23 protein-coding genes are annotated in these 24,690 nt (G+C 74.6%); 13 read left to right on the forward strand and 10 right to left on the reverse strand.

Annotation, left to right across the window (positions count from 1 at the left end; genetic code table 11):
* The first annotated feature begins 11 nt into the window (after positions 1 to 11).
* The 3 genes from ACIBBF_RS17065 to ACIBBF_RS17075 all read left to right on the forward strand — a co-directional run bounded on the left by ACIBBF_RS17065 (position 12) and on the right by ACIBBF_RS17075 (position 2,374).
* The gene (locus tag ACIBBF_RS17065; RefSeq protein ID WP_397415493.1) at positions 12 to 989 is read left to right on the forward strand and encodes a helix-turn-helix transcriptional regulator; all 978 of its coding nucleotides are present in this window, start codon (positions 12 to 14) and stop codon (positions 987 to 989) included.
* Between the two features lie 28 nt (positions 990 to 1,017).
* Positions 1,018 to 1,965 carry a diacylglycerol/lipid kinase family protein gene (locus tag ACIBBF_RS17070; protein ID WP_397415496.1) on the forward strand — a complete coding sequence of 316 codons (948 nt, stop codon included), beginning with the start codon at positions 1,018 to 1,020 and terminating at the stop codon, positions 1,963 to 1,965.
* Between the two features lie 91 nt (positions 1,966 to 2,056).
* Positions 2,057 to 2,374, forward strand: coding sequence for a hypothetical protein (locus ACIBBF_RS17075; protein ID WP_397415498.1), 318 nt, complete (start codon positions 2,057 to 2,059; stop codon positions 2,372 to 2,374).
* Here ACIBBF_RS17075 and ACIBBF_RS17080 read toward each other — a convergent pair.
* From ACIBBF_RS17080 to ACIBBF_RS17090, 3 genes are all read right to left on the reverse strand, one after another.
* Positions 2,371 to 4,035 (reverse strand): thiamine pyrophosphate-binding protein, encoded by a 1,665-nt coding sequence (locus tag ACIBBF_RS17080; protein ID WP_397415501.1) that lies wholly within the window; start codon positions 4,033 to 4,035, stop codon positions 2,371 to 2,373. The two genes, ACIBBF_RS17075 and ACIBBF_RS17080, sit on opposite strands and share 4 nt — an antisense overlap.
* A gap of 381 nt (positions 4,036 to 4,416) precedes the next feature.
* Positions 4,417 to 6,315: an FAD-binding monooxygenase gene (locus ACIBBF_RS17085; protein WP_397415503.1), complete on the reverse strand. Its 1,899-nt coding sequence runs from the start codon at positions 6,313 to 6,315 to the stop codon at positions 4,417 to 4,419.
* A 48-nt stretch (positions 6,316 to 6,363) separates the two neighbouring features.
* Positions 6,364 to 7,743 carry an MFS transporter gene (locus ACIBBF_RS17090; RefSeq protein WP_397415505.1) on the reverse strand — a complete coding sequence of 460 codons (1,380 nt, stop codon included), beginning with the start codon at positions 7,741 to 7,743 and terminating at the stop codon, positions 6,364 to 6,366.
* Positions 7,744 to 7,887: 144 nt separating this feature from the next.
* Here ACIBBF_RS17090 and ACIBBF_RS17095 point away from each other — a divergent pair, with 144 nt between their 5' ends.
* The 6 genes from ACIBBF_RS17095 to ACIBBF_RS17120 all read left to right on the forward strand — a co-directional run bounded on the left by ACIBBF_RS17095 (position 7,888) and on the right by ACIBBF_RS17120 (position 14,285).
* Positions 7,888 to 9,381, forward strand: coding sequence for a fumarylacetoacetate hydrolase family protein (locus ACIBBF_RS17095; RefSeq protein ID WP_397415507.1), 1,494 nt, complete (start codon positions 7,888 to 7,890; stop codon positions 9,379 to 9,381).
* A 5-nt stretch (positions 9,382 to 9,386) separates the two neighbouring features.
* A complete protein-coding gene (locus tag ACIBBF_RS17100) occupies positions 9,387 to 10,094 on the forward strand; it encodes a GntR family transcriptional regulator (RefSeq protein WP_397415604.1) in 708 nt (235 codons plus the stop codon).
* Positions 10,091 to 11,593, forward strand: a complete 1,503-nt coding sequence (gene hpaE, locus ACIBBF_RS17105; RefSeq protein ID WP_397415509.1) for a 5-carboxymethyl-2-hydroxymuconate semialdehyde dehydrogenase — start codon at positions 10,091 to 10,093, stop codon at positions 11,591 to 11,593. Before ACIBBF_RS17100 ends, hpaE begins: the two co-directional genes overlap by 4 nt.
* A gap of 3 nt (positions 11,594 to 11,596) precedes the next feature.
* Entirely contained in the window at positions 11,597 to 12,721 is a 1,125-nt protein-coding gene (hpaD, locus tag ACIBBF_RS17110; RefSeq protein WP_397415512.1) for a 3,4-dihydroxyphenylacetate 2,3-dioxygenase, read from the forward strand.
* A gap of 77 nt (positions 12,722 to 12,798) precedes the next feature.
* Positions 12,799 to 13,518: a fumarylacetoacetate hydrolase family protein gene (locus ACIBBF_RS17115; RefSeq protein ID WP_397415606.1), complete on the forward strand. Its 720-nt coding sequence runs from the start codon at positions 12,799 to 12,801 to the stop codon at positions 13,516 to 13,518.
* A complete protein-coding gene (locus tag ACIBBF_RS17120) occupies positions 13,503 to 14,285 on the forward strand; it encodes an HpcH/HpaI aldolase/citrate lyase family protein (protein WP_397415514.1) in 783 nt (260 codons plus the stop codon). The genes ACIBBF_RS17115 and ACIBBF_RS17120 overlap by 16 nt, the downstream gene beginning before the upstream one ends.
* Positions 14,286 to 14,289: 4 nt before the next feature.
* Here ACIBBF_RS17120 and ACIBBF_RS17125 read toward each other — a convergent pair whose 3' ends face one another.
* A complete protein-coding gene (locus ACIBBF_RS17125) occupies positions 14,290 to 14,850 on the reverse strand; it encodes a TetR/AcrR family transcriptional regulator (RefSeq protein WP_397415516.1) in 561 nt (186 codons plus the stop codon).
* A 79-nt stretch (positions 14,851 to 14,929) separates the two neighbouring features.
* Here ACIBBF_RS17125 and ACIBBF_RS17130 point away from each other — a divergent pair, with 79 nt between their 5' ends.
* Complete coding sequence (locus ACIBBF_RS17130) at positions 14,930 to 16,432, forward strand: MFS transporter (protein ID WP_397415518.1); 1,503 nt, start codon at positions 14,930 to 14,932, stop codon at positions 16,430 to 16,432.
* A 9-nt stretch (positions 16,433 to 16,441) separates the two neighbouring features.
* On the opposite strand, the gene ACIBBF_RS17135 is transcribed toward ACIBBF_RS17130, so the two are convergent.
* The 3 genes from ACIBBF_RS17135 to ACIBBF_RS17145 all read right to left on the reverse strand — a co-directional run bounded on the left by ACIBBF_RS17135 (position 16,442) and on the right by ACIBBF_RS17145 (position 18,658).
* Positions 16,442 to 16,828 carry a zf-HC2 domain-containing protein gene (locus tag ACIBBF_RS17135; protein WP_397415520.1) on the reverse strand — a complete coding sequence of 129 codons (387 nt, stop codon included), beginning with the start codon at positions 16,826 to 16,828 and terminating at the stop codon, positions 16,442 to 16,444.
* A gap of 102 nt (positions 16,829 to 16,930) precedes the next feature.
* A complete protein-coding gene (locus tag ACIBBF_RS17140; protein WP_397415522.1) occupies positions 16,931 to 17,476 on the reverse strand; it encodes a ferritin in 546 nt (181 codons plus the stop codon).
* Between the two features lie 9 nt (positions 17,477 to 17,485).
* Complete coding sequence (locus ACIBBF_RS17145; RefSeq protein WP_397415524.1) at positions 17,486 to 18,658, reverse strand: MarP family serine protease; 1,173 nt, start codon at positions 18,656 to 18,658, stop codon at positions 17,486 to 17,488.
* A gap of 536 nt (positions 18,659 to 19,194) precedes the next feature.
* Between ACIBBF_RS17145 and rpmF the strand changes: the two genes are divergently transcribed.
* Together rpmF and ACIBBF_RS17155 are read left to right on the forward strand one after the other, a co-directional pair.
* The gene (rpmF, locus tag ACIBBF_RS17150) at positions 19,195 to 19,380 is read left to right on the forward strand and encodes a 50S ribosomal protein L32 (RefSeq protein ID WP_397415526.1); all 186 of its coding nucleotides are present in this window, start codon (positions 19,195 to 19,197) and stop codon (positions 19,378 to 19,380) included.
* Entirely contained in the window at positions 19,377 to 20,435 is a 1,059-nt protein-coding gene (locus ACIBBF_RS17155) for a radical SAM protein (RefSeq protein WP_397415528.1), read from the forward strand. The genes rpmF and ACIBBF_RS17155 overlap by 4 nt, the downstream gene beginning before the upstream one ends.
* 43 nt (positions 20,436 to 20,478) lie before the next feature.
* Here the strand turns inward: ACIBBF_RS17155 and ACIBBF_RS17160 are convergent, their stop codons facing one another.
* The 3 genes from ACIBBF_RS17160 to otnK are packed head-to-tail and all read right to left on the reverse strand — an operon-like array spanning position 20,479 to position 23,156.
* Positions 20,479 to 21,267, reverse strand: a complete 789-nt coding sequence (locus ACIBBF_RS17160; protein WP_397415530.1) for a DeoR/GlpR family DNA-binding transcription regulator — start codon at positions 21,265 to 21,267, stop codon at positions 20,479 to 20,481.
* A gap of 21 nt (positions 21,268 to 21,288) precedes the next feature.
* Positions 21,289 to 21,930 carry a class II aldolase/adducin family protein gene (locus tag ACIBBF_RS17165; protein WP_397415532.1) on the reverse strand — a complete coding sequence of 214 codons (642 nt, stop codon included), beginning with the start codon at positions 21,928 to 21,930 and terminating at the stop codon, positions 21,289 to 21,291.
* A complete protein-coding gene (otnK, locus tag ACIBBF_RS17170) occupies positions 21,927 to 23,156 on the reverse strand; it encodes a 3-oxo-tetronate kinase (RefSeq protein ID WP_397415534.1) in 1,230 nt (409 codons plus the stop codon). Before otnK ends, ACIBBF_RS17165 begins: the two co-directional genes overlap by 4 nt.
* Before the next feature lie 120 nt (positions 23,157 to 23,276).
* Between otnK and ACIBBF_RS17175 the strand changes: the two genes are divergently transcribed.
* On the forward strand, positions 23,277 to 24,665 hold the full coding sequence (locus ACIBBF_RS17175; RefSeq protein ID WP_397415537.1) for a homoserine dehydrogenase: 1,389 nt from the start codon (positions 23,277 to 23,279) through the stop codon (positions 24,663 to 24,665).
* Positions 24,666 to 24,690: the final 25 nt, after the last annotated feature.

Here is a 24,690-nt window from a genome sequence, read left to right on the forward strand (position 1 = left end):
AGGGTGGTGACGTGCCGTCCGAGACCAGTCCCACCGCCCGCGCGCTGCGCGCCCTGGAGCTTCTCCAGACCCGCCCCGGCACGACGGCGAACGAGCTCGCCGACCGGCTGGGCGTCACCGAGCGTGCCGCCCGCCGGTACGTCGAGATCCTGCGCGAGGCCGGGGTGCCGGTCACGTCGGCGCGCGGCCCGCACGGCGGGTACCGGCTTGGCCGGGGCACCCGGCTGCCGCCGGTCATGTTCACCCAGACCGAGGCGCTCGGACTCGTCATGGCCGTGCTGCACGCCCACCCGGAGGCCGACGACCTGGTCGGCACCGCGCTGGGCAAGGTGATCCGCGCCCTGCCCGAGGACGTGGGCCGGCAGGCGGCCACGCTGCGCGAGCACGCCTCGGCCGCACCGGACCGGTACGCGGCGCGCCCGGACACCGCCGTCACCAGCGACCTGGTCGCGGCCGTGGCCGCCCGCCGGCGCGTGCTGGTCACCTACCGTGGCGAGTCAGGCAGCGAGTGGGTGGCCGAGGTGGACCCGTGGGCCGTGGTGGTCCGGTACGGGCGGTGGTACCTGCTGTGCCACTCCCACCGGGCCGGCGCGGTCCGCACCTACCGGGTGGACCGGGTGCGCGCCGTCGAGCGCACGACGACCGCCTTCACGCCGCCCGACGGGCTCGACCCCGTCGCCGCGCTGGAGGAGCACCTGGGCACCGGGTGGCAGTTCGCCACGCGCGTCGTCTTCGACGCGCCCCTCGCCGACGTCGCGCCCTGGGTCGGGGCGCAGATGGGCCGGCTGGAGGCCGTGGGCGACCGGTGCGTCCTGGTGGGCAGCACCCGGAACCCCGCGATGTACGCCCAGGAGTGGCTGGCGAGCGTGCCGTTCGCGTTCCGCGTCGAGGGCGGCCCCGAGCTGCGGGCGGCCGTCGGGGCGCTCGCGGAGCGGCTGGCGGCCGCCGTCGCGGGGGCCGTCGACGGGCCGCAGGCCCCGGGTCGTTGACCGGGAGCTGCTGTGCGAGCATGCCGTCATGACCCCGCGACGTGTCGGCATCATCTGGAACCCGGCCAAGACGAGCCGGGCGGACCTCGCCTCCGCCCTGGACGACGCCGTGCAGGCCGCCGGGGCCGAGCCCGAGGTCCGGTGGTTCGAGACCAGCGAGGACGACGCCGGCCAGGGCGTGGCCGCCGAGGCGGTCGAGGCCGGGGCGGACCTGCTCGTGGTGGCCGGTGGTGACGGGACGGTCCGGGCGGTCGCCGAGCACCTCGGGCAGAGCGGCGCCGACGTGGAGCTGGGCATCGTGCCGCTCGGCACCGGCAACCTCCTGGCCCGCAACCTTGGCGTGCCCCTGGGCGACGTGACCGGGGCCTTCCTGCGCGCTCTCACCGGCGACGCGCGCACCCTGGACCTGGGCTGGCTGGAGGTCGAGCTCGCCGGTGGCACCGCACGGCACGCGTTCGCGGTCATGGCCGGGTTCGGGCTCGACGCGCACATGATCACCGAGACCGACGACGATCTCAAGGACAAGGTGGGCTGGCTGGCCTACGTGGAGTCCCTGGGGCGCGCGGTGACGGCGAGCGAGCCCCTGGAGGTCCACCTCACGGCCGACGACGAGCCGCGCGGCCAGGACGACGTGCACACGCTCCTGGTGGGCAACTGCGGCACCCTCCAGGGCGGCCTCAACCTCCTGCCCGACGCCGACCCCGGCGACGGCGAGCTCGACCTGCTCCTCCTGAGCGCCGACGGCGCGGCAGGGTGGGCCGACACGCTGCGCAACCTGGTCTGGGACAACGGGATCAAGCGCCTCGCCACCGGCGGCGGGAGTGCCGAGAGCAGCCAGAGCACGACCCACCGGCGCGTCCGGACCCTGCGGGTGGAGCTCGCGGAGCCGCGCGTGTTCGAGATCGACGGCGAGGACCTCGGCGAGGCCCGCCGGGCGGACGTCACCGTCCAGGCGGGAGCGGTGCGGGTGCGCTGACCGGCGCGCTCACCGGGTGCGCCGCCCGCCGATGGCCCAAGATGGGTCGCAGGGGGCCGACGACGAGCGACCGAGAGCACGGAGGGCCACGATGGGACGCACCAGCAGCACCGAGCACACGAAGCACCGCGGCGGGGGACTGCGCCGGCTGATCACGCTGGCGGCGATCGCGCTGACCGCCGCAGCCGTGGTCAAGGAGCTGCGCACGCCCGAGGAGGAGCGCACCTGGCACGGCAAGGTCGCGTCCGTGGTGCCCTACGAGTTCCGCTTCCCGACCCTCGAACGGGCCCGCGAGCGACTCTGGAACCCCGAGGCGGAGCACGTCGTGGGGCCGCGCGTGTTCGGCGTGGGATGGAGCCTGAACGTGGGCAAGGTCGTGGCGATGGCGCGGGCGAAGCTCGGCGTCTAGCGGGTGCGGTTCGCCCGCAGGATCTCCTCCTGGTACGGCGCGACGACCGAGCCGGACACCCGGCAGTCCAGCAGCAGGAAGGGCCGCTCGGCGACCGGTTCGGCGGTCCACTCGGCCAGGCGGTCCAGGTCGGCCAGGGTGCGCACCACCACGCCCCGGGCGCCGACGGCGGTCGCGAGCGCGGCAAAGTCCGTCTCGGGGATGAGCATCGGGTCCTCGGCCAGGCCCTGGCGGCCGTAGACGTGCACCTCGGCGCCGTAGGCGGCGTCGTTCCAGACCACGGCGAGGCCGCGGCCGCCCGCGGTGCGTACCGCGGTCTCCAGGTCGGCGAGCGCCATGAGGCCGCCGCCGTCGCCGGTGGTGAGCACGACGGTGGACTCGGGGCAGGCCGCGGCGGCGCCGGGCACGCTCGGGAAGCCGAGGCCGATCGACTGGTAGGCGGTGCCCACCATCATCATCCGGTCGGGCGAGGCGACGGGCCAGTACATGTTGGCCCAGCCGATGAAGTGCCCGCCGTCCGAGACGACGACGCGGTCGGCGGGCAGCAGCCCGGCGAGCCGGTGGGCGACGGTGCGGGGGTCGAGCCGTCCGTCGGGGGCGAGGCCGTCGGCGGGGCCGGTGTCGTAACGGCGCGCCGCGGCGACGTCCACGGTCTCGCGCCAGCCGGACGGCTTGGCGTTCTGCGCGTGCAGCTCGTCCACCAGGGCGCGGGCGACGAGGGCGGCGTCGCCCCGGACGAAACCGCCCACGTGGCGGTGGGTGGCGGCGGGCGCGATGTCGACCTGGACCACGCGGGTGCCGGGCGCGAACAGCTCGCCGAACCGCATCGTGAACTGGTTGAGGGACGCACCGAGCACGACGACGACGTCCGCCGCGCGTACGAGCTCCATCGCCCCGGCCGCGCCGAACCCGCCCGCCACGCCGAGGTCGTATCGGCCGTCGGGGAAGACCCCGCGCCCGAGGGCGGTCGTGGTGGTGAGGGCACCGGTGGTCTCGGCGAGCTCGCCGAGCACGTCGCCGGCGCCCGCGAGCCAGGCGCCGCGGCCGGCCAGCAGCAGAGGGCGCTCGGCGTCGGCGAGGTGCCGGGCCAGGTCGGTGATGGCGGCGGCGTCGAAGGGCCCGGCGGGGGCCAGCGGGCGGGGCAGCACCGGTTCGGGCGCGTCGGGGACGGGCCCGGCCTCCAGGGCCGCGACGTCGTAGGGGATGGCCAGCACCACGGGCACCCGGTAGGTCAGGGAGTGCTCGATGGCGATGACGCTGGTGGCGGCGGCGTCGGCACGGCCCACCGTGTAGGTGCGCGCGCCCACGGCGGCGGCCAGGGCGATCTGGTCCACGTCCCACGGCCGCGGGCCGGACGTCGGCTCGTCGCCCGTGAGCAGCACGAGCGGGACGCGCGCCTGGGCCGCCTCCGCGAGCGCGGTCAGGGCGTTGGTGAAGCCCGCGCCGTAGGTGGCGGTGGCGGCGGCGATGCGGCCCGACGCGCGGAAGTAGGCGTCGGCGGCCACCACGCCGCCGGCCTCGTGGCGCACGGCGGTGAACCGGGCGCTGGTGGACCGGGTGAGGTCGTCGAGGAACCAGGCGTTGCCGTTGCCCATGACGCCGAAGACGTGGTCGACGTGACGGGCGACGGTACGGGCGACGTGTGCGGACACGGTGGGCACGGGGCCTCCAGGGGAACAGTGACGGATGAGTGGTGCAGTCCGTATGTGTCCCGGGCGGGTCCGGTTCGGGGCCCGTCGCGCGCCCCTTTTTCGAGCGCAGGCGGGAGATGATCCGCCTCGACGCGCCGAGTATAACCACGGGCCGGGCCGTCGAGAGGGCGGTCCGGGCGGCTCGGGAGAAGGTGCCCCGCGGGGGTGGGTTGCGTGGTGTAGACAATGTCTACGCAGCGCAACCCACCCCCGGCGCACCACCTTTCCCGGAGGCCGACACGCCCGGGCGACACGCCCGGGCCGCGGCCCTTTGTGCGGCTCCGGGCGTGCGGGTCCGGGCGGGCAGGGTCAGGCGGGCAGGGTCAGGCCGGCAGGGTCAGGCGGGCAGGGTCAGGCGGGCAGGAGGGCGCCCGCGAGGAAGGCGGCCAGCTCGTCCCGGGCGGTCAACGGGAGCACGGCGGCCACGTACTGGTCGGGGCGGACGACGACGACGGCGCCGCCGCGGTCGATGCCGCGCAGCTCGAAGATGTCCTGGGCCGGGTCGGCGGCGTACACCTTCTCGTAGTCGACCAGGCCGAAGGGGCCGACCCGCGGCCGGAACGCCTCGGGGACGGCGGTGTGCTCGATCGTGCCGTGCTCCTGCTGGTAGACGACCTTGACGTCGAGCACGGCGTCGGGATCGCCGTCCGCCGGGGTGTGCCGCAGCAGCGGGGAGTCCGGCGCGGTGCCGAGCCACTGCGCCCAGTCGCCCAGCGCCGACGGCTCGCCGGGCGCGGCGGCGTCGGCGAACGCGTAGACGCGCCACCTCCCGTCGGCGCGGGCGTGGTGGCCCAGGTGTGCCGGGTTGCCGTCGGCCACGCGCTCGACCGGCGCCGACTTGAACCGCTTGCCCACGGGGAACCCGGTCGCCAGGTGCTGGTGCTCGGTGCCGGACACGATCATCGACGGCTGGTACTGCGTCATGAACCCGCAGGGGAACTCCGCGGTCTTGACGTAGAAGTCCTCGAGATAGGTGGGGTCGGGCAGGTCCTCGGGCGGCGTGGCCATGAGCCGCGACCACTCCCGGTCGAAGTCGATGAGGTCCTGGGCCACGACGTGCCGTTCGGCCGAGTAGGTCGCCAGCAGTGACTCGGGCGCCCGCCCCGTGAGCACGTGCGCCAGCTTCCAGGCGATGTTCCAGCCGTCCTGCATCGAGACGTTCATGCCCTGGCCGGCCTTGGCGCTGTGCGTGTGGCACGCGTCGCCGGCCAGGAAGACCCGGGGCGTGCGGGCGCCGGCGAGGTCGGTGGGGACGTCGTCGAACCCGTCGGTCACTCGGTGGCCCACCTCGTAGACGCTGTGCCAGGGCACGTCCTTCACGTCGAGCGTGTAGGGGTGGATGATCCGGTTGGCGCGGGCGATGATCTCCTCGACCGTCGTGGCCCGGACCTGTCCGGCGTCGTCGGCCGGCACCTCGCCGAGGTCGACGTACCAGCGCGCGAGGAAGCCGCCCTCGCGGGGGATGAGCAGGATGGACCCGCCGTCGTGCGACTGGATGGCGCACTTGGTGCGCACGTCCGGGAAGTCGGTGACCGCGAGCACGTCCATCACGCCCCAGGCGTGGTTGGCCTTGTCGCCCACGGCCCTGCGGCCGATGGCCTGCCGGACGGCGGAGTGGGCGCCGTCGGCCCCGATGACGTAGCGGGCGCGCACCGTGCGCTCGGTGCCCTCCTGGGGGCCGGCCGTGTGGCGGAGGGTCACGGTGACCGGGTAGGCGCCCGGTCCGGGGTCGTCCGCGACGGTGAGCCGCACGAGCTCCAGGCCGTAGTCGGGGCGCACGCGGGCGGGGGCGTTCGCCGCTACCTCGGCGAAGTAGTCGAGCACCCGCGCCTGGTTGACGATCAGGTGCGGGAACTCGCTGATCCCGCCCGGGTCGTCGGGCGGGACGGCGCCCCGCACGATGTGCTCCGGACGGTCCGGGTCGGGCTTCCAGAACGCCATCTCGGTGATCCGGTACGCCTCCGCCGTGATCCGCTCCGCGAACCCGAACGCCTGGAAGGTCTCGACGCTGCGGGCCTGGATGCCGTCGGCCTGGCCCATCTCCAGGCGCCCGGCGCGGCGCTCGACCACGTGCGTGCGGATGTCCGGGAACTGCGCGAGCTGTGCGGCGGCGATCATGCCCGCCGGGCCGCTGCCCACGACGAGCACGTCGACCTCGTCCGGCAGCCCGGCAGGCCGGTCGACGCCGTACCCGGCGGCCGGGCGCACGTACGGGTCGCCGGTGACGTAGCCGTGGTGGTGGAACTGCATCGTGGGTCCGTTCTGCTGGGTCCTGCCGGGGGTGGGCGGGGGCGAGGCTCAGGCGCGGGCCAGGCCGTGCACCGGGCTGGCGGCCTGGAGCTCCTCGTGGTCCGGGCCGAGCGGGATGCCGGTCCGGTCGCGCAGCAGCAGCGTCGCCGCCAGCCCCAGCACCGTCATGCCCGCCAGGTACAGGGTCACCGAGGCGGCGCTGCCTGTCGCCTGCACGAGCGCCGTCGCGATGGTGGGTGCGAACGCCCCGCCCAGGATCGACCCGATCGCGTACGAGATCGAGACGCCCGAGAACCGGATGGACGCCGGGAAGAGCTCGGCGTACAGCGCGGCCTGCGGGCCGTAGGTGAGCCCCAGGCCCACCGACAGGAAGGACAGCGCGAGCAGCACCGAGCCGAACGTCCCGCCGTGCACCAGCGGGAACAGGGTCAGCACGCCCGCGAGCTGTACCACGAAGCCGATCGCGTAGGTGGTGCGGCGGCCGATCCGGTCGGACAGGGCGCCCGCGCCCCACGTCGCGACCAGCCAGACGACGGCCGACGCCGTCACCGCCCACAGCACCGGCCCCTGGTCCATCCCGACCGGCCCCGCCGGGTCGGACGCGTAGCGCTGGATGTAGCCGCCGGTGGTCATGTAGCCCACGGCGTTGTTCCCCGCGAACACGAGCGCCGCCACGATCACCAGCGGCGTGTGCCGGCGGAACAGTCGCAGGAGCGGCTGGCGGGTCGTCTCGGCCCGCTGGGCGATCTCGACGAAGACCGGGCTCTCCTCGACGCTGCGCCGCACCCAGTACCCGATGCCGATGAGCACCACGCTCAGCAGGAACGGGACGCGCCAGCCCCACGCGAGGAACGCGTCGCCCGGCGCCACGGCCGTCATGACGCCCAGCACCCCCGACGCGAGCAGCAGACCCAGCGGCACGCCGATCTGCGGCGCCGCACCGAACAGACCCCGGCGGCGCACCGGCGCGTGCTCGCACGACATGAGCACCGCCCCGCCCCACTCGCCGCCCGCCGAGATGCCCTGCAGGATGCGCAGCGTCACCAGCAGCACCGGTGCGGCGACACCGATCTGCGCGTACGTGGGCAGCAGGCCGATCAACGCGGTGGCCGTGCCCATGAGCACCAGCGTGAGCACCAGCACCACGCGTCGCCCGTACCGGTCGCCGAGGTGGCCCGCGACGAACGCGCCGAGCGGGCGGAACAGGAAGCTGACGCCCACGGAGCCGAACGCGAGCAACGTGCCCAGGCCCGAGCCCGCGGGCTCGAAGAAGAGCTGCCCGAAGACCAGGCCCGCCGCCGAGGCGTAGACGAAGAAGTCGTACCACTCGACGGTCGTGCCGACGATCGTCGCCAGGACGACGCGGCGGCGCTCGCGGGGGGAGGCGGTGCCGTCGGCGGGCTCGGACCGGTCCGGGGTGGGGCTCATCGCATGACTCCCTCGTCATCCGGGCCCGCCGTCGTCGGCGGGCGCATGGTGACCCGGTGCCGTTGCCGGGTCCTGATCGACCATATACGATCTGTGATACGAAGCACCAGAGGTGTCAGCCGACGAGTCGGAGCAAGGGAGCTCATGGGTACCGAAGCGCACGGGACCGGCGGGATCGGTCCGCTGGCACAGCGGCCGGGCAAGGTCGTCGCGGTCCACGTGGCGTACGCCTCGCGCGCCGAGCAGCGCGGGCGGCGGCCCGAGGCGCCGTCGTACTTCCTCAAGCCCACCAGCTCGCTGGCGGCATCGGGCGGGACGGTCGAGCGGCCGGCGGGCACGGAGCTGCTGGCGTTCGAAGGGGAGGTCGCGCTGGTCGTCGGCGAGCCCGCGCGGCACGTCGCGGTCGAGGACGCGTGGGACCACATCGCCGCCGTGACCGCGGCGAACGACCTCGGCGTGTACGACCTGCGCTGGGCCGACAAGGGGTCGAACGTGCGCTCCAAGGGCCGCGACGGCTACACGCCGATCGGCCCGGCGCTCGTGGACGCGCGGACGGTGGACCCGGCCGGGCTGCGGCTGCGCACCTGGGTGAACGGTGCGCTCGTGCAGCAGGACACCACGGGCCCGGACGCGCTCCTGTTCCCGTTCGCGCAGATCGTGGCCGACCTCTCCCAGCACCTCACGCTGGAGCGGGGCGACGTGATCCTCACGGGCACGCCCGCCGGGTCGAGCGTGGTGGCGCCCGGCGACGTGGTCGAGGTCGAGGTGGACGCCCCCTCGGCACCCGGTGCGCCGTCGTCGGGCCGGCTGGTGACCACGGTGGTGCAGGGCGGGGTGCCGTTCGGCGACGTGGGCGCCGGGCCGCGCGTCGACGACACGCAGCGGGCCGAGGCGTGGGGGAGCCGCGAGGCCGCGGGGCTGGCGCCCGAGCCGGAGCCGTTCGTGCTGACCGACGAGCTGCGGGACGTGCTGCGGCGGACGCCGGTGGCCGGGCTGTCCGCCCAGCTCCGCCGCCGGGGGCTGGACAACGTCGTGGTGCAGGGCGTGCGGCCCCTCGCGCCGGGTGCCACGCTCGTGGGGCGCGCCCGGACCCTGCGTCTCGTGCCGAACCGTGAGGACCTCTTCGCCGCCCACGGTGGCGGGCACAACGCGCAGAAGCGCGCCTTCGACACGGTCGGCGAGGGCGAGGTGCTCGTGATCGAGGCCCGGGGCGAGACCGGGTCGGCCACGCTCGGCGACATCCTGGCGCTGCGGGCCAGGGTCCGCGGGGCCGCCGGCGTGGTGACCGACGGCGGCGTGCGGGACGCCGAGGCCGTGGTCGCCACGGGCCTGCCGGTCTTCAGCAAGGGCGCCCACCCCGCGGTGCTCGGCCGCCGGCACGTGCCGTGGGACACGGACGTCGCCGTCGCCTGCGGGGGCACCACCGTGCTGCCGGGCGACGTCGTGGTGGGTGACGCGGACGGCGTCGTGGTGATCCCGCCGCACCTGGTGCGGGAGGTGGCCGAGGCGGCCCTCGCGCAGGAGGAGCAGGACGCGTGGGTGGCGCGGCAGGTCGCCGACGGGCACCCGGTCGAGGGGCTGTTCCCGCCCGACGAGCGGTGGCGGGCGCGCTACGAGGCGTCGCGGGAGGCGACGTGAGCGGCGTGTCGGCCGTCGAGGACGCGTTCGCGGCCGTCAGCAAGTCCCAGGTCGCCTACGGATTCCTGCGGGAGCGCATCGCGCGGCGCGAGCTGAGCCCGGGCTACCGGCTCGTGCTGCAGGGCATCGCCGACGAGCTCGGCATGAGCGTGGTGCCGGTCCGCGAGGCGATCCGGCGGCTGGAGGCCGAGGGGCTGGTGACCTACGAGCGCAACGTCGGCGCGCGCGTGGCGATGATCGACGAGCACGGCTACGTCGACGCCATGCAGGCGCTCGGGGTGGTGGAGGGCGCGGCGACCGGGCTCTCGGCGCCCGGCGTCTCCGCGGCCGACCTCGCGCGGGCCCGCGGCGTGAACGACCAGCTCCGGGCGCTGCTGGACCACTTCGACCCGCACGCCTTCACGGCGCTGAACCAGCGGTTCCACTCGGTGCTGTTCGAGTCGTGCCCCAACGGGCTGCTGCTCGACATGGTGCACCGCGGCTGGGCCCAGCTCTCCGGCCTGCGCGACTCGACGTTCGCGTTCGTCCCCGGCCGGGCCCACGACTCCGTGGCCGAGCACGACCACATCCTCGACCTGATCGCCCGCGGGGCCGACCCGCTGGAGATCGAGATCGCGGCGCGCGACCACCGCTGGGCCACCATGCAGGCCTTCCTCGACTCGCGCGGCGACGGCGCCGCGCACCGCACGTCCCGACCCCCGGAGGCACCGTGACCGACCAGCCCGCCCGCCCCGCCGACCTGCCCGACCGCATCCGCCACTACATCGGCGGTGTGTCCGTCGACTCGGTCGACGGCAGCACGTTCGACGTGCTCGACCCGGTGAGCAACGAGGTCTACGCGCGGGCCGCCGCCGGCCGGGCCGCGGACGTCGGGCGCGCGGTGGACGCCGCGCGCGTCGCGTTCACGGACGGGCCGTGGCCCCGCATGCTGCCGCGCGAGCGGTCGCGGGTGCTGCACCGGATCGCCGACATCGTCGAGTCCCGCGACGCGCGGCTGGCGGAGCTGGAGAGCTTCGACTCGGGCCTGCCCATCACCCAGGCCCTGGGCCAGGCGCGACGGGCCGCGGAGAACTTCCGGTTCTTCGCCGACCTGGTGGTGGCGCAGTCCGACGACACGTTCAAGGTGCCGGGCCGCCAGCTCAACTACGTCAACCGCAAGCCCATCGGCGTCGCAGGCCTCATCACGCCCTGGAACACCCCGTTCATGCTGGAGTCCTGGAAGCTGGCCCCGGCACTGGCCACGGGCAACACCGTGGTGCTCAAGCCGGCCGAGTTCACGCCGCTGTCGGCCTCGCTGTGGGCCGGCATCTTCGAGGAGGCCGGGCTGCCGCGGGGTGTCTTCAACCTCGTCAACGGCCTGGGCGAGGAGGCGGGGGACGCGCTGGTGAAGCATCCCGGCGTGCCGCTGATCTCGTTCACGGGGGAGAGCAGCACGGGGCAGGTCATCTTCGCCAACGCCGCCCCGCACCTCAAGGGGCTGTCGATGGAGCTGGGCGGCAAGTCGCCCGCCGTCGTCTTCGCCGACGCCGACCTGGACGCCGCCGTGGACGCGACGATCTTCGGCGTGTTCTCGCTCAACGGCGAGCGCTGCACCGCGGGCAGCCGCATCCTCGTGGAGCGGGCCGTGTACGACGAGTTCGTCGAGCGGTACGCGGCCCAGGCCGCGCGGGTGCGCGTGGGCCACCCGCACGACCCGGCCACCGAGGTCGGTGCGCTGGTGCACCCCGAGCACTTCGCGAAGGTCATGAGCTACGTGGAGATCGGCAAGGCTGAGGGGCGCCTGGTGGCCGGCGGGGGCCGGCCGGATGGCTTCGAGACCGGCAACTTCGTGGCGCCCACCGTGTTCGCGGACGTGCCGCCGTCGGCCCGGATCTTCCAGGAGGAGATCTTCGGTCCCGTCGTGGCGATCACGCCGTTCGACACCGAGGAGGAGGCGCTCGCCCTGGCCAACGGTGTGAAGTACGGGCTGGCCGCCTACGTGTGGACCAACGACCTCAGGCGCGCGCACACCTTCTCCCAGGCGATCGAGGCGGGCATGGTCTGGCTCAACTCGAACAACGTGCGCGACCTGCGCACGCCGTTCGGCGGCGTCAAGGCCTCCGGCCTGGGCCACGAGGGCGGGTACCGCTCGATCGACTTCTACACGGACCAGCAGGCGGTGCACGTCACGCTCGGCAAGGTCCACAACCCCACGTTCGGCAAGGGAGCCTGACGCATGACCGACACCACGATCCCCACGCCCCAGGCGCCGCCGCCCGACATCGTGCGGTGCGCGTCCATGGAGCTGGTCGTCACCGACCTGGCCGCCTCCCGGGACTTCTACGTGGACGTGCTGGGCCTGGTGGTCACCGAGGAGGACGAGCACGCGGTCTACCTGCGCACGCTGGAGGAGTTCATCCACCACAACCTGGTGCTGCGCCAGGGGCCGACGGCGGCCGTGGCCGCCTTCTCCTACCGGGTGCGCACGCCGGAGGACCTCGACCGGGCGGTCGGGTTCTACACCGAGCTCGGCTGCCGCGTGGAGCGGCGTGCGCACGGCTTCGTGCGCGGCGTCGGCGACTCGGTCCGCGTGACGGACCCGCTGGGCTTCCCGCAGGAGTTCTTCCACGAGGTCGAGCACGTCGAGCGACTGGCGTGGCGGTACGACCTGCACACCCCCGGCGCCCTGGTGCGGCTGGACCACTTCAACCAGGTGACCCCGGACGTGCCGCGGGCCGTGCGGCACATGGAGGACCTCGGCTTCCGCGTCACCGAGGACATCCAGGACGGCGAGGGCACCACCTACGCCGCATGGATGCGGCGCAAGCCCACCGTGCACGACACCGCGATGACCGGTGGTGACGGCCCCCGGATGCACCATGTCGCGTTCGCCACCCACGAGAAGCACAACATCATCGCGATCTGCGACAAGCTCGGCGCCCTGCGGCTGAGCGACCGCATCGAGCGCGGGCCGGGCCGGCACGGTGTGTCCAACGCCTTCTACCTGTACCTGCGCGACCCCGACGGGCACCGGGTCGAGATCTACACGCAGGACTACTGGACGGGCGACCCCGACAACCCCGTGGTGACCTGGGACGTGCACGACAACCAGCGCCGCGACTGGTGGGGCAACCCGGTGGTGCCGTCCTGGTACACCGAGGCGTCGCCGGTGCTGGACCTCGACGGCGTCCCGCAGCCGGTCGTCGCCCGCACGGACACCTCGGAGATGGCGGTGACCATCGGGGCCGACGGGTTCTCCTACACGCGCCCCGAGGACGCGGCCCGCGCCGCCGCCCACCTCGAGGACGACGTGCTGCCGTCCTGGAAGCAGGGCGAGTACAAGCTGGGGCACCAGCTGTGACGGGGGAGCGCACGCTGGACGACGACGCGGTGGCCACGATCGCCGACGAGCTGGCCGGGGCCGAGGCGGGGCGCACGATGGTGCCGCTCCTGACCGCCCGCCACCCGGGCATGACGGTCGAGGACGCCTATGCCGTGCAGAACACCTGGCGCCGCCGCGGCATCGAGGCCGGGCGGCGTCCCGTGGGCCGCAAGATCGGGCTCACCTCCAAGGTCATGCAGGCCGCGACCGGCATCACGGAACCCGACTACGGCGCGATCTTCGCCGACATGGTGCACGACAACGGGTCGGTCATCGAGCACGGCCGGTTCTCCAACGTGCGGATCGAGGTGGAGCTCGCCTTCGTGCTGCGCGAGCGCCTGAGCGGACCGCACGCCACCGTGTTCGACGTGCTGCGCGCCACCGAGTACGTGGTGCCCGCCCTGGAGATCCTGTCGTCGCGGATCGAGATGACCGGGCGCACCATCGTCGACACGATCAGCGACAACGCCGCCATGGGCGGCATGGTGCACGGCGGCAGCCCGGTGGAACCCGGCGCGGTGGACCTGCGCTGGGTGTCCGCGCTCCTGTACCGCAACGAGGCCGTCGAGGAGTCCGGCGTGGCCGCCGCCGTGCTGGGCCACCCGGCCACGGGCGTCGCGTGGCTCGCGAACAAGCTCGCCCGGCACGGCGACGTGCTGGAGGCGGGGGAGATCGTGCTGGCCGGCTCCTTCACCCGCCCGGTGTGGGTGGAGCCCGGCGACACCGTGCTGGCCGACTACCGAGAGCTGGGGACCGTCTCGTGCCGCTTCGTGTGACCCTCCCGCCCACCTTTCGCGACCGGATCGCCGCAGCCGACCGGCCGCAGGCCGGCATGTGGGTCTGCTCGGGCAGCCCCGCCGTGGCGGAGATCTGCGCGGGGGCCGGCCTGGACTGGCTGCTGATCGACGGCGAGCACTCGCCGGTCGGCCTCGAGACCACCACGGCCCTGCTCCGGGCGGTCGCCGCGTACCCGGTCACGCCGGTGGTGCGGGCCCCGTCGGGCGACGCCGTGGTGCTCAAGCAGCTCCTCGACCTGGGCGCCCAGAACGTGCTGGTGCCCATGGTGGACACGGCCGACCAGGCACGCGAGGTCGTCCGGGCGGTGCGCTACCCGCCCCGCGGCGTGCGCGGGGTGGGCAGCGCCCTGTCCCGCGGGGCGCGCTGGAACCGCGTCGAGGGCTACATGCGCGACGCCGACCGGTACGTGTCGCTGTTCGTGCAGGTCGAGTCGGCCGCGGCCGTCGAGAGCGCGGGGGAGATCGCCGCCGTCGACGGCGTGGACGGCGTGTTCGTGGGACCGTCCGACCTGGCAGCCTCGATGGGGTTGCTGGGGCAGCAGGAGCACCCGGACGTGGTCGCCGCGGTGCACCGGGCGTTCGAGGCCGTGCGGTCGGCGGGCAAACCCGTCGGCGTCAACGCCTTCGACCCCGCGCTCGCGCAGGCCTACCTGGACGCCGGGGCGTCCTTCGTGCTGGTCGGCGCCGACGTCGCGCTGCTCGCCCGCGGGTCGGAGGCCCTGGCGGACCGCTGGGCGGCACGGTGACCGGCTACCCCTCGGCGTAGGTCAGCGCGACCAGCCGGTCCCGGAGCCGCTCCAGCTCCTGCGGCGCCGGCTCCATGCCCCACACCGGCTGGGCGCTCACGCCGTCCGCGGCCGCCAGCACGAGCGCCAGCACGTCCTGCGGCAGGCCGTCCGCGCGGAGGTCCTCCTGCCAGCGCAGCGCGTCGGCGCGCGCCAGGTCGGTGATCGCCTCGACGCTGGACAGGTGCGCGAGCAGCACGAGCGCGTCGCGCGTTGCCGCCGCGTCCAGGGCCTCGTGGACCGAGACGCGCACGTACGCGCGCACCAGGCGTCCGGGCGCGTCGTCCGCCGGGTCGACGGCGGCCAGGACCGCCACCCGGAACCGTTCGAGCCACTCGCGGGCCAGCGCGAGGAGGAGCTCGTGCTTGCTGGCGAAGTGGTAGAGCAGCCCGCCCTTGGACACGCCGGCGCGGCGTGCGACGTCGTCGAGGGTCGCCGAGATGCCCCGCTCGCGGACCACCTCCGCCGCGGCGTCCAGCAGCGCGGCACGCGTCTGCTCGGGGTCCCTGCCTGCCGTCCTGCCCACGGGGGCACCACCTCACCTTCGGCACGAACTATAGGGGCCGGGATTTCAAACTGTACCGGCTGGACGGTACAGTTGTCGTGTGACCGTCTCCCCTCCCGCCCTCTCCGCCCGTCGCCGGTGGTCCGCGCTGGCCGTCCTCGTGCTCGCGGTCGGCCTCCTCGCCATCGACGGGACCGTGCTCTACCTCGCCGTCCCGTCCCTGACCCGTGACCTCGAACCCACCGCCACGCAGGTGCTCTGGATCGGGGACATCTACTCCCTGGCCATCGCCGGCCTGCTCGTGGCCATGGGCACGCTGGCCGACCGGATCGGGCGCAAGCGCCTGCTGCTGATCGGCGCGACGGCGTTCGGTGCGGCGTCGGCGCTGGCCGCCTTCGCGCCCGACGCGGAGACCCTCATCGTCGCCCGGCTGCTGCTCGGCGTGGCGGGGGCCACGATCATGCCCTCGACCCTCTCCCTCATCCGCACGCTGTTCCCCGACGCCCGCGAGCGCAGCCGTGCCATCGCCGTGTGGTCGGCCGCCGCGGGCGGTGGTGCCGCCGTCGGCCCGCTGGTCGGCGGGGTGCTGCTCGAGCACTTCTGGTGGGGTTCGGTCTTCCTGGTCAACGTGCCCGTGGTGCTGGTGCTCGTCGTGGCCGGCGCGGTGCTGCTGCCCGAGGCCAAGGATCCCGACCCGGGCCGCCTGGACCTCCTGTCGGTGCTGCTGTCGTTCGCCGCCGTGATGCCGCTCGTGTGGTCCATCAAGCACGCGGCGTCCGACGGCGCGGACCTGCTCGCCGCCGGGGCGCTGGGCGTCGCGGTGGTCGCGGGCGTCTGGTTCGTGCGGCGGCAGGCCCGGCTCGTGGCGGACGGCCGCGGGCCGCTGCTCGACATCGGGCTGTTCCGGGTCCCGGCGTTCAGCGGTGCCGTGGCGGCCAACCTCATCGCGATCTTCGCGCTGACCGGCATGCTGTTCTTCTTCTCGCAGTACCTCCAGCTCGTGCGAGGTTTCTCGCCGCTGGTGGCGGGCGTGGCCGAGCTGCCCGCGACGATCGCGTCCATCGCGGTGGTGGCGATCGTGGGCTGGTCCGTGGCGCGCTTCGGCCGGGGCAACGCGATCGCCGTGGGCCTGGCCGTGACGGCCCTGGGGATGCTCGCCATCGCGGCTGCCGAGGGCGCCGACCACTACGTGTGGCTCGCGCTGGCCCTGGTGTCCGCGGGCCTGGGCGTCGGCCTGGCGATGACGCTGACCACGGACGCCGTGGTCAGCGCCGTGCCGCCCGCGAAGGCCGGGGGCGCGTCCGCGATCTCGGAGACGGCCTACGAGCTCGGGGTGGCCCTGGGCGTGGCCGTGCTCGGCTCGCTGGTCACGCTCGGGTACCAGGCGCGCGTCACGCTCCCGGCGGGCTTGCCCGCGGACGTCGCGTCCGGGGCATCGGACTCGCTCGCCTCCGCCGTGGCGCTCGCGGGGGACCGGACGGACGTGCTGGAGTCCGCCCGGGAGGCGTTCGTGGCCTCGCTCCAGACGGCGTGCGTGGTGGCCGCGGTGCTCACGGCCCTCGCCGCCGTCGTGGCGTGGCGCCTGATCCCGAACGAGCGGTGAGCGGACGGGTCAGAACCGGCCGTGCGCCGTGCGCCGGTGCCGCCCGCCCTGGTGGTCGTGCGCCGCGAGGCGCCGGCCCAGCCCGCGCAGCGCCCAGGACTCCTCGCGCACGTCGGCGAAGGCGCGCGTGCACCGGCCGCAGCCGTCCAGGTGTGCCTCGACGCGGCGCTGGCGGCTCGGTACCAGGCTGCCCTTGACGTAGTCGTACATCGCCGCACGGGTGGTGCGGCACGCGGGAGGCGGTACGGACCGGGTGCGGACCGGCCCGGGGCCGGCCGGGTCGTCCCGCCGACCGTCGGCGAGGGTCGAGAGCGCGGCGCGGAGGGCGGCGACGGCGGCCAGGCGTGCGGGGTCCGGGTGCGGGCCGCCGATCCACGAGCTGCTCGTGATCGTCACCCCGGTCCCGCCCCTCTCCGTGCGCGGTCGTTCAGGTCGCGGGGCAAGATTTCCACAGGCAACAGGGATCGTGTAGCAGCCGTGTGATATCTGCGAGGGGGATCAGAGGGTCCCGCCGGCGGCCCGCGGGGCGGAGGCGGACTCACCGGCATCACCGATGGTCTCGCGGGCCACGTAGTTCTCCAGGTCGAACAGGTTGTCGCCGGCGCGCCGGGCGACCGTGAGCAGCGTGGTGGCCGCGGCGACCTCCTCCACCTGCTCCTCGAGGAACCACAGGAGGAACTGCTCGCCCAGGGCGTCTCCCTCCTCGCGGGCCGCCCGGAAGATCGCCTCGATCTGCCGCGTGACCTGCTGCTCCTGGTCCAGGGCGAGCTGGAGCGGCTCCACCACGTCCGCGAAGTCGTTGCGCACCGCGGGGGTGCCCGGGATCTGCACGGGCAGGGACCGGTCCAAGTGGTACTGGACGATCATCATGGCGTGGTTGCGCTCCTCGAGCGCCTGCCGGTAGAAGTGCGCCGCGAGCTGCGGCAGGTCGTGGCTGTCGAACCACACCGCGATCGCCACGTACTGGAGGTGGGCCGCGAGCTCGTGCCCCACCTGCTCGCCCAGCAGCCGCAGGTACTGCGAGTCCTGAGAGGTCGTCGTCATGCGACAACGCTACCCGGCGCACTGCCCCGTGGACACGGCGTCGTCCAGGCCGGCGGCGCGGTCGGCCACGGGTCGCAGCTCGGCGGTCGTCATGGCGTAGCCGACGTTCGGGTTGGTCTCGGCCCGCGCGAAGATGACGCCCGCCACCTCGCCGTCCGTGGTCAGCAGCGGTCCGCCCGAGTTGCCGGGCCGCACGACGGCGGCCAGCGAGTAGACCTCGCGCTCCGCACCGCCGCGGCCGTACGAGTCCGGCACGACCGTGGTGCTGACGTCGAGCACCCCGGCGCTGCCGGAGGTGAACGGTCCGCCGTAGGGATAGCCCTGCACGACGGCGCGGTCGCCGACCGAGAGGGTGGGCGCCACGGCGAGCGGGTCCGCGGCCAGGCCGTCGACGGCGATCACCGCGAGGTCGTCGACCGGGTCGTAGTAGACCACGCTGCCCTCCCGCACCTCGCCGCCGGGCAGCTCCACGACCGGCCGGTCCACCCCGGCCACGACGTGCGCGTTCGTCACCAGCCGGTCGTCCGCCACCACGAACCCCGACCCGGTCGAGCTCGTCCCGCACGCGTAGGCGATGCCCGAGATCCGGGCGACCGACTGTGCCGCCGCCTCCAGGCGCGGGTCGTCGAGCGCGACGGCGGGCACCTCGGCGTCCTGCCGCGGCACCGCCAGGATGTTCAACCGCGGCAGGCCGTCGTCGAGCACGAACGCGCGGGCCTCGGCCAGCGGCCGGCCGATGGCGGGCGGCGTCAGCTCGTCGATGGTGCGCAGGACGGCGGACGACGACACCGCGGGCGCGACGCCGGGCACGCCGGTCGCGCCGACGGCGTGGCCGACGAACGAGAGGGCCAGGGCGACGACCCCTACGTTGGCCACACCGCCCAGCAGCCGTTCGAGCGGGCGCAGCGCCGTGCGGTCCACGCCCCGGCGCAGGTCCCGGCCCAGCCCGGCGCCGACGGAGGCGCCGAGCATCGGCAGCAGCACGGCGACGGCGATGGACACCGGCCCGCGCCACTGCGCCGACGGCAGCGCGTCGTTGACGGCGGGGACCGCCCAGAAGGCCGCGACGCCCCCGACGACGAGGCCGGCCAGGCCGCCGAGCGTGGCCAGGAGGCCCCGGCTGAGGCCGGTCATCAACGCGATGAAGAGCACCGCGAGAAGCACCAGGTCGACGAACGTCATGGGGGCTCCTTGGTCGGGGCAGGCGAGCGCCGGCCGGGTGGACGAGACGACCGTAGACGCTGAACCTCGGCCGCGCGCCCGCCGACCCACGTCCATCACGCGATCCGCAGATTCCCGGCCGGACGTTCACAGGTGTGCTCGCCGGTCTGTCACGCGGAAAAAGGCTGGGGTGCGTGCGGGCAGCGCTGCTACGGTCCCGGTCATCATGATCGAGGTCGACAGACTGTAGCCACCGGGCGGCCGGTGGCCGGCACTCCCTGGGACGCGTGCTCGCCGTCCCGGCGCTGCAGTCCCCTTCCGTGGGCCCTGGCCCCGGCACGCCCGCGACGCACCGACCATCGGTCTGGTCCCTGCGCCTGCCGCGCACGGTCGACGGTCCGCGTCGTGGTCTCCCCGTGACGACCCTCTCCGGCTCCCCGGCGGTTCGCGCACGTCCCCGTGCCCCGCCGCGCCTCGACGACGCTCCGTGCCTCCCGGGCCACGCCCGTGGTCGGTTGCTCCCCGCTGATCAGCAACCGTTCACGAAAGGCACTCCCATGCAGCACCGCACCTCCCGCTCGCGTACCCGGCACCGTCGTGCCCACTGGAAGACGAGCCCGCCCGTCCTCGCCCGCTGCGCCAACCCCCGGTGCGCGAAGCTCGTACCGCCGCACCGCGCGTGCCCGTACTGCGGTCTCTACCGGGGCCGCGAGGTGCTGCCCGCGACGGACGGTGACACATGAGCGCGCTCACCGTCCGGAGCCGGTGGATGCGCCTGCGCGAGCACCTGTCCGCGACCGGCGTGCCGGACTACCGGTTCCGGCAGGTGGTCGCCGCCTGGCGGGGCTCGACGGCGGAGACGTTCGCGGACATCCGTGCCCTCCCGCCGGACCTGCGCTCCGACCTGGCCGACCGGTTCGGGTCGCGGCTCCATCCCCTGGACGAGATCGCGGTGCAGCACGACGAGCACGTCGAGAAGGTGCTGTTCGCGGCGGAGTCCGGCGCGCGCATCGAGACGGTGGTGTCGCACTACCGGACCGGCTGGGACTCGATGTGCGTGTCCTCGCAGGCCGGCTGCGGGCTGGGCTGCACGTTCTGCGCCACCGGCGCGGTCGGGCTGGTCCGCAACCTCACGGCCGACGAGATCACGGCTCAGGTGATGCACCCCCGGTGGACGTGCGACGGCCTGCCCCGGCCGGCGAGCGTGGCCTTCATGGGCATGGGGGAGGCGCTGGCCAACCCGCACGTGTTCGACGCGCTGACCCTGCTCACGGACCCGGCGTTCGCCGGTCTGGCGGCCCGTCGCGTCACGGTCTCGACGGTCGGGTTCGCGCCGAACCTGGCGCGGCTGGTGACCGAGCACCCCCAGGTGACGGTCACGCTCTCGGTGCACTCACCGTTCCCGGAGCAGCGGGCCGCCCTCATCCCGCTCGAACGGCGCTACCCGCTGGCCGAGAACCTCGCCGTCCTCGACCGGCACGTCGCCACCAGCCGGCGCAAGGTCTACCTCGCCTACCTGCTGATCGCGGGCGTCAACGACGGCGAGGCCGACCTGGCGGCGCTGGCGGGGCTGGTGCGGCAGCGCTCGCGGCCCGAGCTGTTCCACGTGAGCGTGATCCGGTACAACGAGGCGGCAGGGGCGGACCCGTCCTACCGCGCGCCGACCACCCGGCACGTCGACGGTTTCGTGCACGGGCTGCGTGCCCGGGGCGTGCACGCGACCCGGCGGCGTCAGCTCGGCACGGGCATCGACGCGGCGTGCGGGCAGCTCCACGCCCGCTACCTGCAGCCCGGGTGACCTGCCGGACGGACAGGTCGTCGCGTTGACCTGTCCGTCCGGGTCAGGCGAGCGGCGCGCGGAGCACCTCGACGCCGAGGGCCTCGATCCGGGCGGCGTCGGGCTCCTCCAGGCCCGGGTCGCTGATCACGGTGTCGAGCTCGTCCAGGGACAGCACGCGGTACTTGGCGTAGCGCCCGAACTTGCCGCTGTCGGCGAGCAGCACCGTCGTCGTCGCCGAGGCCATGGCCGCGCGCTTGGCCTCGATCTTCGCCTCGACCGGGGTCGTGACGCCGTGGCGCGCGTCCCAGGAGCTGGAGGACAGGAACGCGACGTCGAGCGACAGCTCGGCGAGCGTCAGGGCGGCGAGCCGGCCGATCGTGGACTGGTTGTCCGGGTCGACCCGCCCACCCACGCTGATCAGGTCCACGCTCGGGTGGTCGAGGAACGCGAGCACCGTGCTGAGGTCGTTGGAGACCACGGTCAGCCCCGTGCGCTGCTCCAGGAACGGGCGCATGGCCTGCACGGTGGTGCCGGCATCGAGGTAGACGGTCATCGAGTCGGTGACCAGCTCGGCCGCCGCGCGGGCGATCGCGGTCTTCTCGGGCAGCCCGGTGACTGCTTTCTCGGCCCGGCGGGGCTCGTCGAGCAGCCGGGTCGCCAGCGTCGCGCCGCCCTGGGTCGCCCGGACGCGCCCCTGCTCGGCGAGCACGGCCACGTCGCGCCGCGCGGTCATCTGGCTGATGCCGAGCAGCTCGGTGATCTGCCGGTAGCTGAGCACCTGCTCGGTGCGCAGGTGGCGCAGGATCTGCTGCCTGCGCTGCTCCGGGATCAACCCCGTCGTCTTCGCCATCATCGCCTCCCGCGCGTCAGTCTAGGGTTCCGGCGTCCAGGGGCTGTCCCAGCGTCGCGCCAGCTCAGCGATCTGGTCGGGCGTGAGCTCGCGGCGCGGGGACCCGGCGGTGAGCAGGGCGATCCGGCACGCCTCCTCCAGCTCGGTGGCCCGGTCGACGGCCTCGTCCAGGTCGGCCCCCGCCACCACGGCACCGTGGCTGGCGAGCAGCGCGGCGCGCAGCGGCCACGGGGCGGCCAGCAGGTCGTCGCCCAGGGCCGGGTCGCCGGGGTGGCGGTAGGGGAGCAGGGGCGCCTGCCCCACCCGCATCACGAAGTACGGGGTGAGCGGAGGGACGGCGTTGTGCACGGCCCACGGCTCCAGGCACGCCAGGGCGACGGCGTGCGGCGAGTGCAGGTGCACCACGGCCCGGAACGCGGCGTCGCGCCGGTAGAACGCGACGTGCAGCGGGGTCTCCTTGGAGGCGCGTGCGCCGCCCAGGTGGGTGCCGTCGAGCCCGACGTGCGCCAGGTCCGCCTCGGACAGCCGGCCCAGCGACGAGCCGGTGCCGCTGATCAGGATGCGGTCGCCGTCCAGCACGCTGACGTTGCCGCTGCTGCCCGGGCTCAGGCCCGCCGCGACGAGGCGGCGGCCGGCGTCCGCGAGCGCGTCGGCGGGGCTCATCGCAGCACCTCCCACGCCGCGGTGAACAGGTCGGCGCCGCCGAAGTTGCCGCTCTTGAGGGCGAGTGCGACCGTCCGGTCGCCGGCGCTGCCCGTGGCCCAGCACACGCCGGGCGCGAGCTCGGGCCCGATGCGCAGCGCGTCCACGCCCAGGGCGCGCACTACCGCACCGCTGCTCTCACCTCCCGCGACGACGAGCGCCGTCACCGTGCCCCGCTCGACCAGCCGCCGCGCCACCTCGGCGAGCACCCGCTCGACCACGGGCGCGACCGCCACGCCGTCCACCTCGGGCCGCACGTCGGCACGCTCGCGCGCCGCGCACACCACCGGGTACGACGCCGCGTCCTGCCGCTCGACCCAGTCGACGAGGTCCGCCGCGGTGGCCTGCTCGTCGGCCACGGCCGCGGTCAGGTCGACGGTCCGCACCGGCTGGGTGCGGGCGGCGTCGGCCACCTGGCCGAGCGTCGCCGTCGACACGCTGCCGCACAGGACGACGCCCCGGCCCGTGCGGGGCGGGGACCACCGCTGGTCGGGCAGACCCGGGCCGGCGATGCCGAGGGCGAGGCCGGAGCCGCCGGAGACGAGCCGGTCGTCGGCGGTGGCGGCCCCGATCGTGACGAGGTCGTCGTCCGAGACGGCGTCCACGACGACGTAGCGCGCCTCCGCGGCGTCCAGGGAGTCCCGCACGGCGCCCGCGCCCTCGTGCACGGTCGCCAGCGGCACCTCCGCGACGTCGTGGGCGGTCTGGGGCCGCAGCAGGTCCGCCACCCGGGAGCGGGTCATGGGCGTGAGCGGGTGGTGCCGCATCGAGGAGTTCTCCAGCAGGTCCGGGCCCACGAACAGGTGCCCCTGGTAGACGGTGCGACCGTTGGCGGGCAGGGCGGGTACGACGACGGCGCGCCCGGCCCCGACGGCGTCCGACACCGCGTCCAGGACGGGGCCGATGTTGCCCTCGTCCGTCGAGTCGAAGGTGGAGCAGTACTTCACGTAGAAGCGCGTGGCCCCCCAGGAGCGCAGGCGCGCCAGCGCGTCGAGCGACGCCTCGACCGCCTCGGCGCGCGGCGCCGTGCGCGTCTTGAGCGCGACGACGACGGCGTCGGCCGCGCGGAGCTGGTCGGGGCTGAGCGTGCCGTTCTCGATGACGACACTGACGCGGTGGCCGGACCTGCGCAGCATCGTGGCGAGGTCGGTGGCGCCGGTGAAGTCGTCGGCGATGGATCCGAGCATGATCAGATCTTCTCACACGCTGTGACGATCTGATGCGAAGTTGGACGATTCTAGAAACTGTGGCACAGTGGCCGCCAGCCCGCTCGAACGCCGAGCAGGTGCACGACGATCGGAACAACGGTGATCCTTCATCACGTCTCCCGGACGCGCGCCCCGGTGCGCGTCGCCCTGACGGGGGCCAACGGCGGCTACGGCCGCACGTTCCTCGCCCAGCTCGCCCTGACCCCCGAGATCCGCCCGGCGGTCCTGGTGGACCCCGACGTCGCGGGCGTGCGCCGCATGCTCGACGACCTCGGCCACCCGGCCGAGCGCGTCGGCGAGTCCGCCGACCCCGAGACCACCGCCCGCCTGGTGCGCGAGGGGCGCACCGCGCTGCTCGCCTCCGCGGACGCCCTGGACTGGGCGAGCCTCGACGTGCTCGTCGAGGCCTGCGGCCGGGTCGCGGCCGGGCACGGCTACGCCTCGGCGGCCCTCGCGCACGGCACACATGTGGTGATGGTGAGCAAGGAGGTCGACACCGTCGTGGGCGTCGCGCTCGGTGAGCTCGCCGCCGCGAACGGCCTCAGCTACCTCCCGGGCGACGGCGACCAGCCCGCCAACCTGCTGCGCCTGGTCGACTGGGTCAGCGCCGTCGGCCTCGACATCGTCGCGATCGGCAAGTCGGGGGAGTACGACCTGGAGCTCGACCCCGCCACCGGCCGCGTCACGCAGGCCGGCGTGACCGTCGACGCCCCCGCGCTGGCCGGCCTGCTGGAGCTCGGCGACGACGTGCCCGGGACGCTCGCCCGGCGCGCCGAGGCCGTACGGGACCTCAAACGGGCCGCCGCCGCGGACCACTGCGAGATGACGGTCGTCGCGACCCGGACCGGCGCGCGCGCCGACGTCGAGGCCATGCACTACCCCGTGGCCCGCATCGCCGAGCTCGCGGACATCTACGCGGCGCGCGAGGACGGCGGCATCCTCGCGCACGACGGCGTGGTGGACGTCTTCTCGGCGCTGCGCCTGCCCGGCGAGGCGAGCTTCGCGGGCGGCGTCTTCGCCGTCGTGCGCACGGGCGACCCCGCGACCTGGGAGCTGCTGCGCGGCAAGGGGCACGTGGTCAGCCGGGACGGCCGCTACGCGTGCGTGTACTGGCCGTACCACTACATGGGCGTCGAGACGCCGCTGACCGTGCACGCCGCCGTCGACCGCGCGCCCGCACCCCGGGCACGCTGGACCACCCTGCTCGCCGCGCGCACGGCGGACGGCCTCGCGGCCGGCACCGAGCTGCGCGTCCAGGGCCACCACCACGAGATCGACGGCGTCGCCCCGGTGCTGCTGGACCCCGCGGCGCTCGACGACGCCGAGGGCGTCGCCCCCTACTACCTGCTCGACGGCGCGCGCCTGACGCGCCCCGTCGCGCCCGGCGGCCTCATCGGCCTGGACGACGTCGAGGGCGTCGACGAGCCGGCGCTGGCCGCCTACCGCCAGGGCATCGCCCGCACCACCACGAACGGAGACGATCGATGACGATTCTCGCCCTGTCCGCGCACGC

Source organism: Promicromonospora sp. NPDC050880 (genome assembly GCF_044456525.1).
Lineage (GTDB): Bacteria > Actinomycetota > Actinomycetes > Actinomycetales > Cellulomonadaceae > Promicromonospora.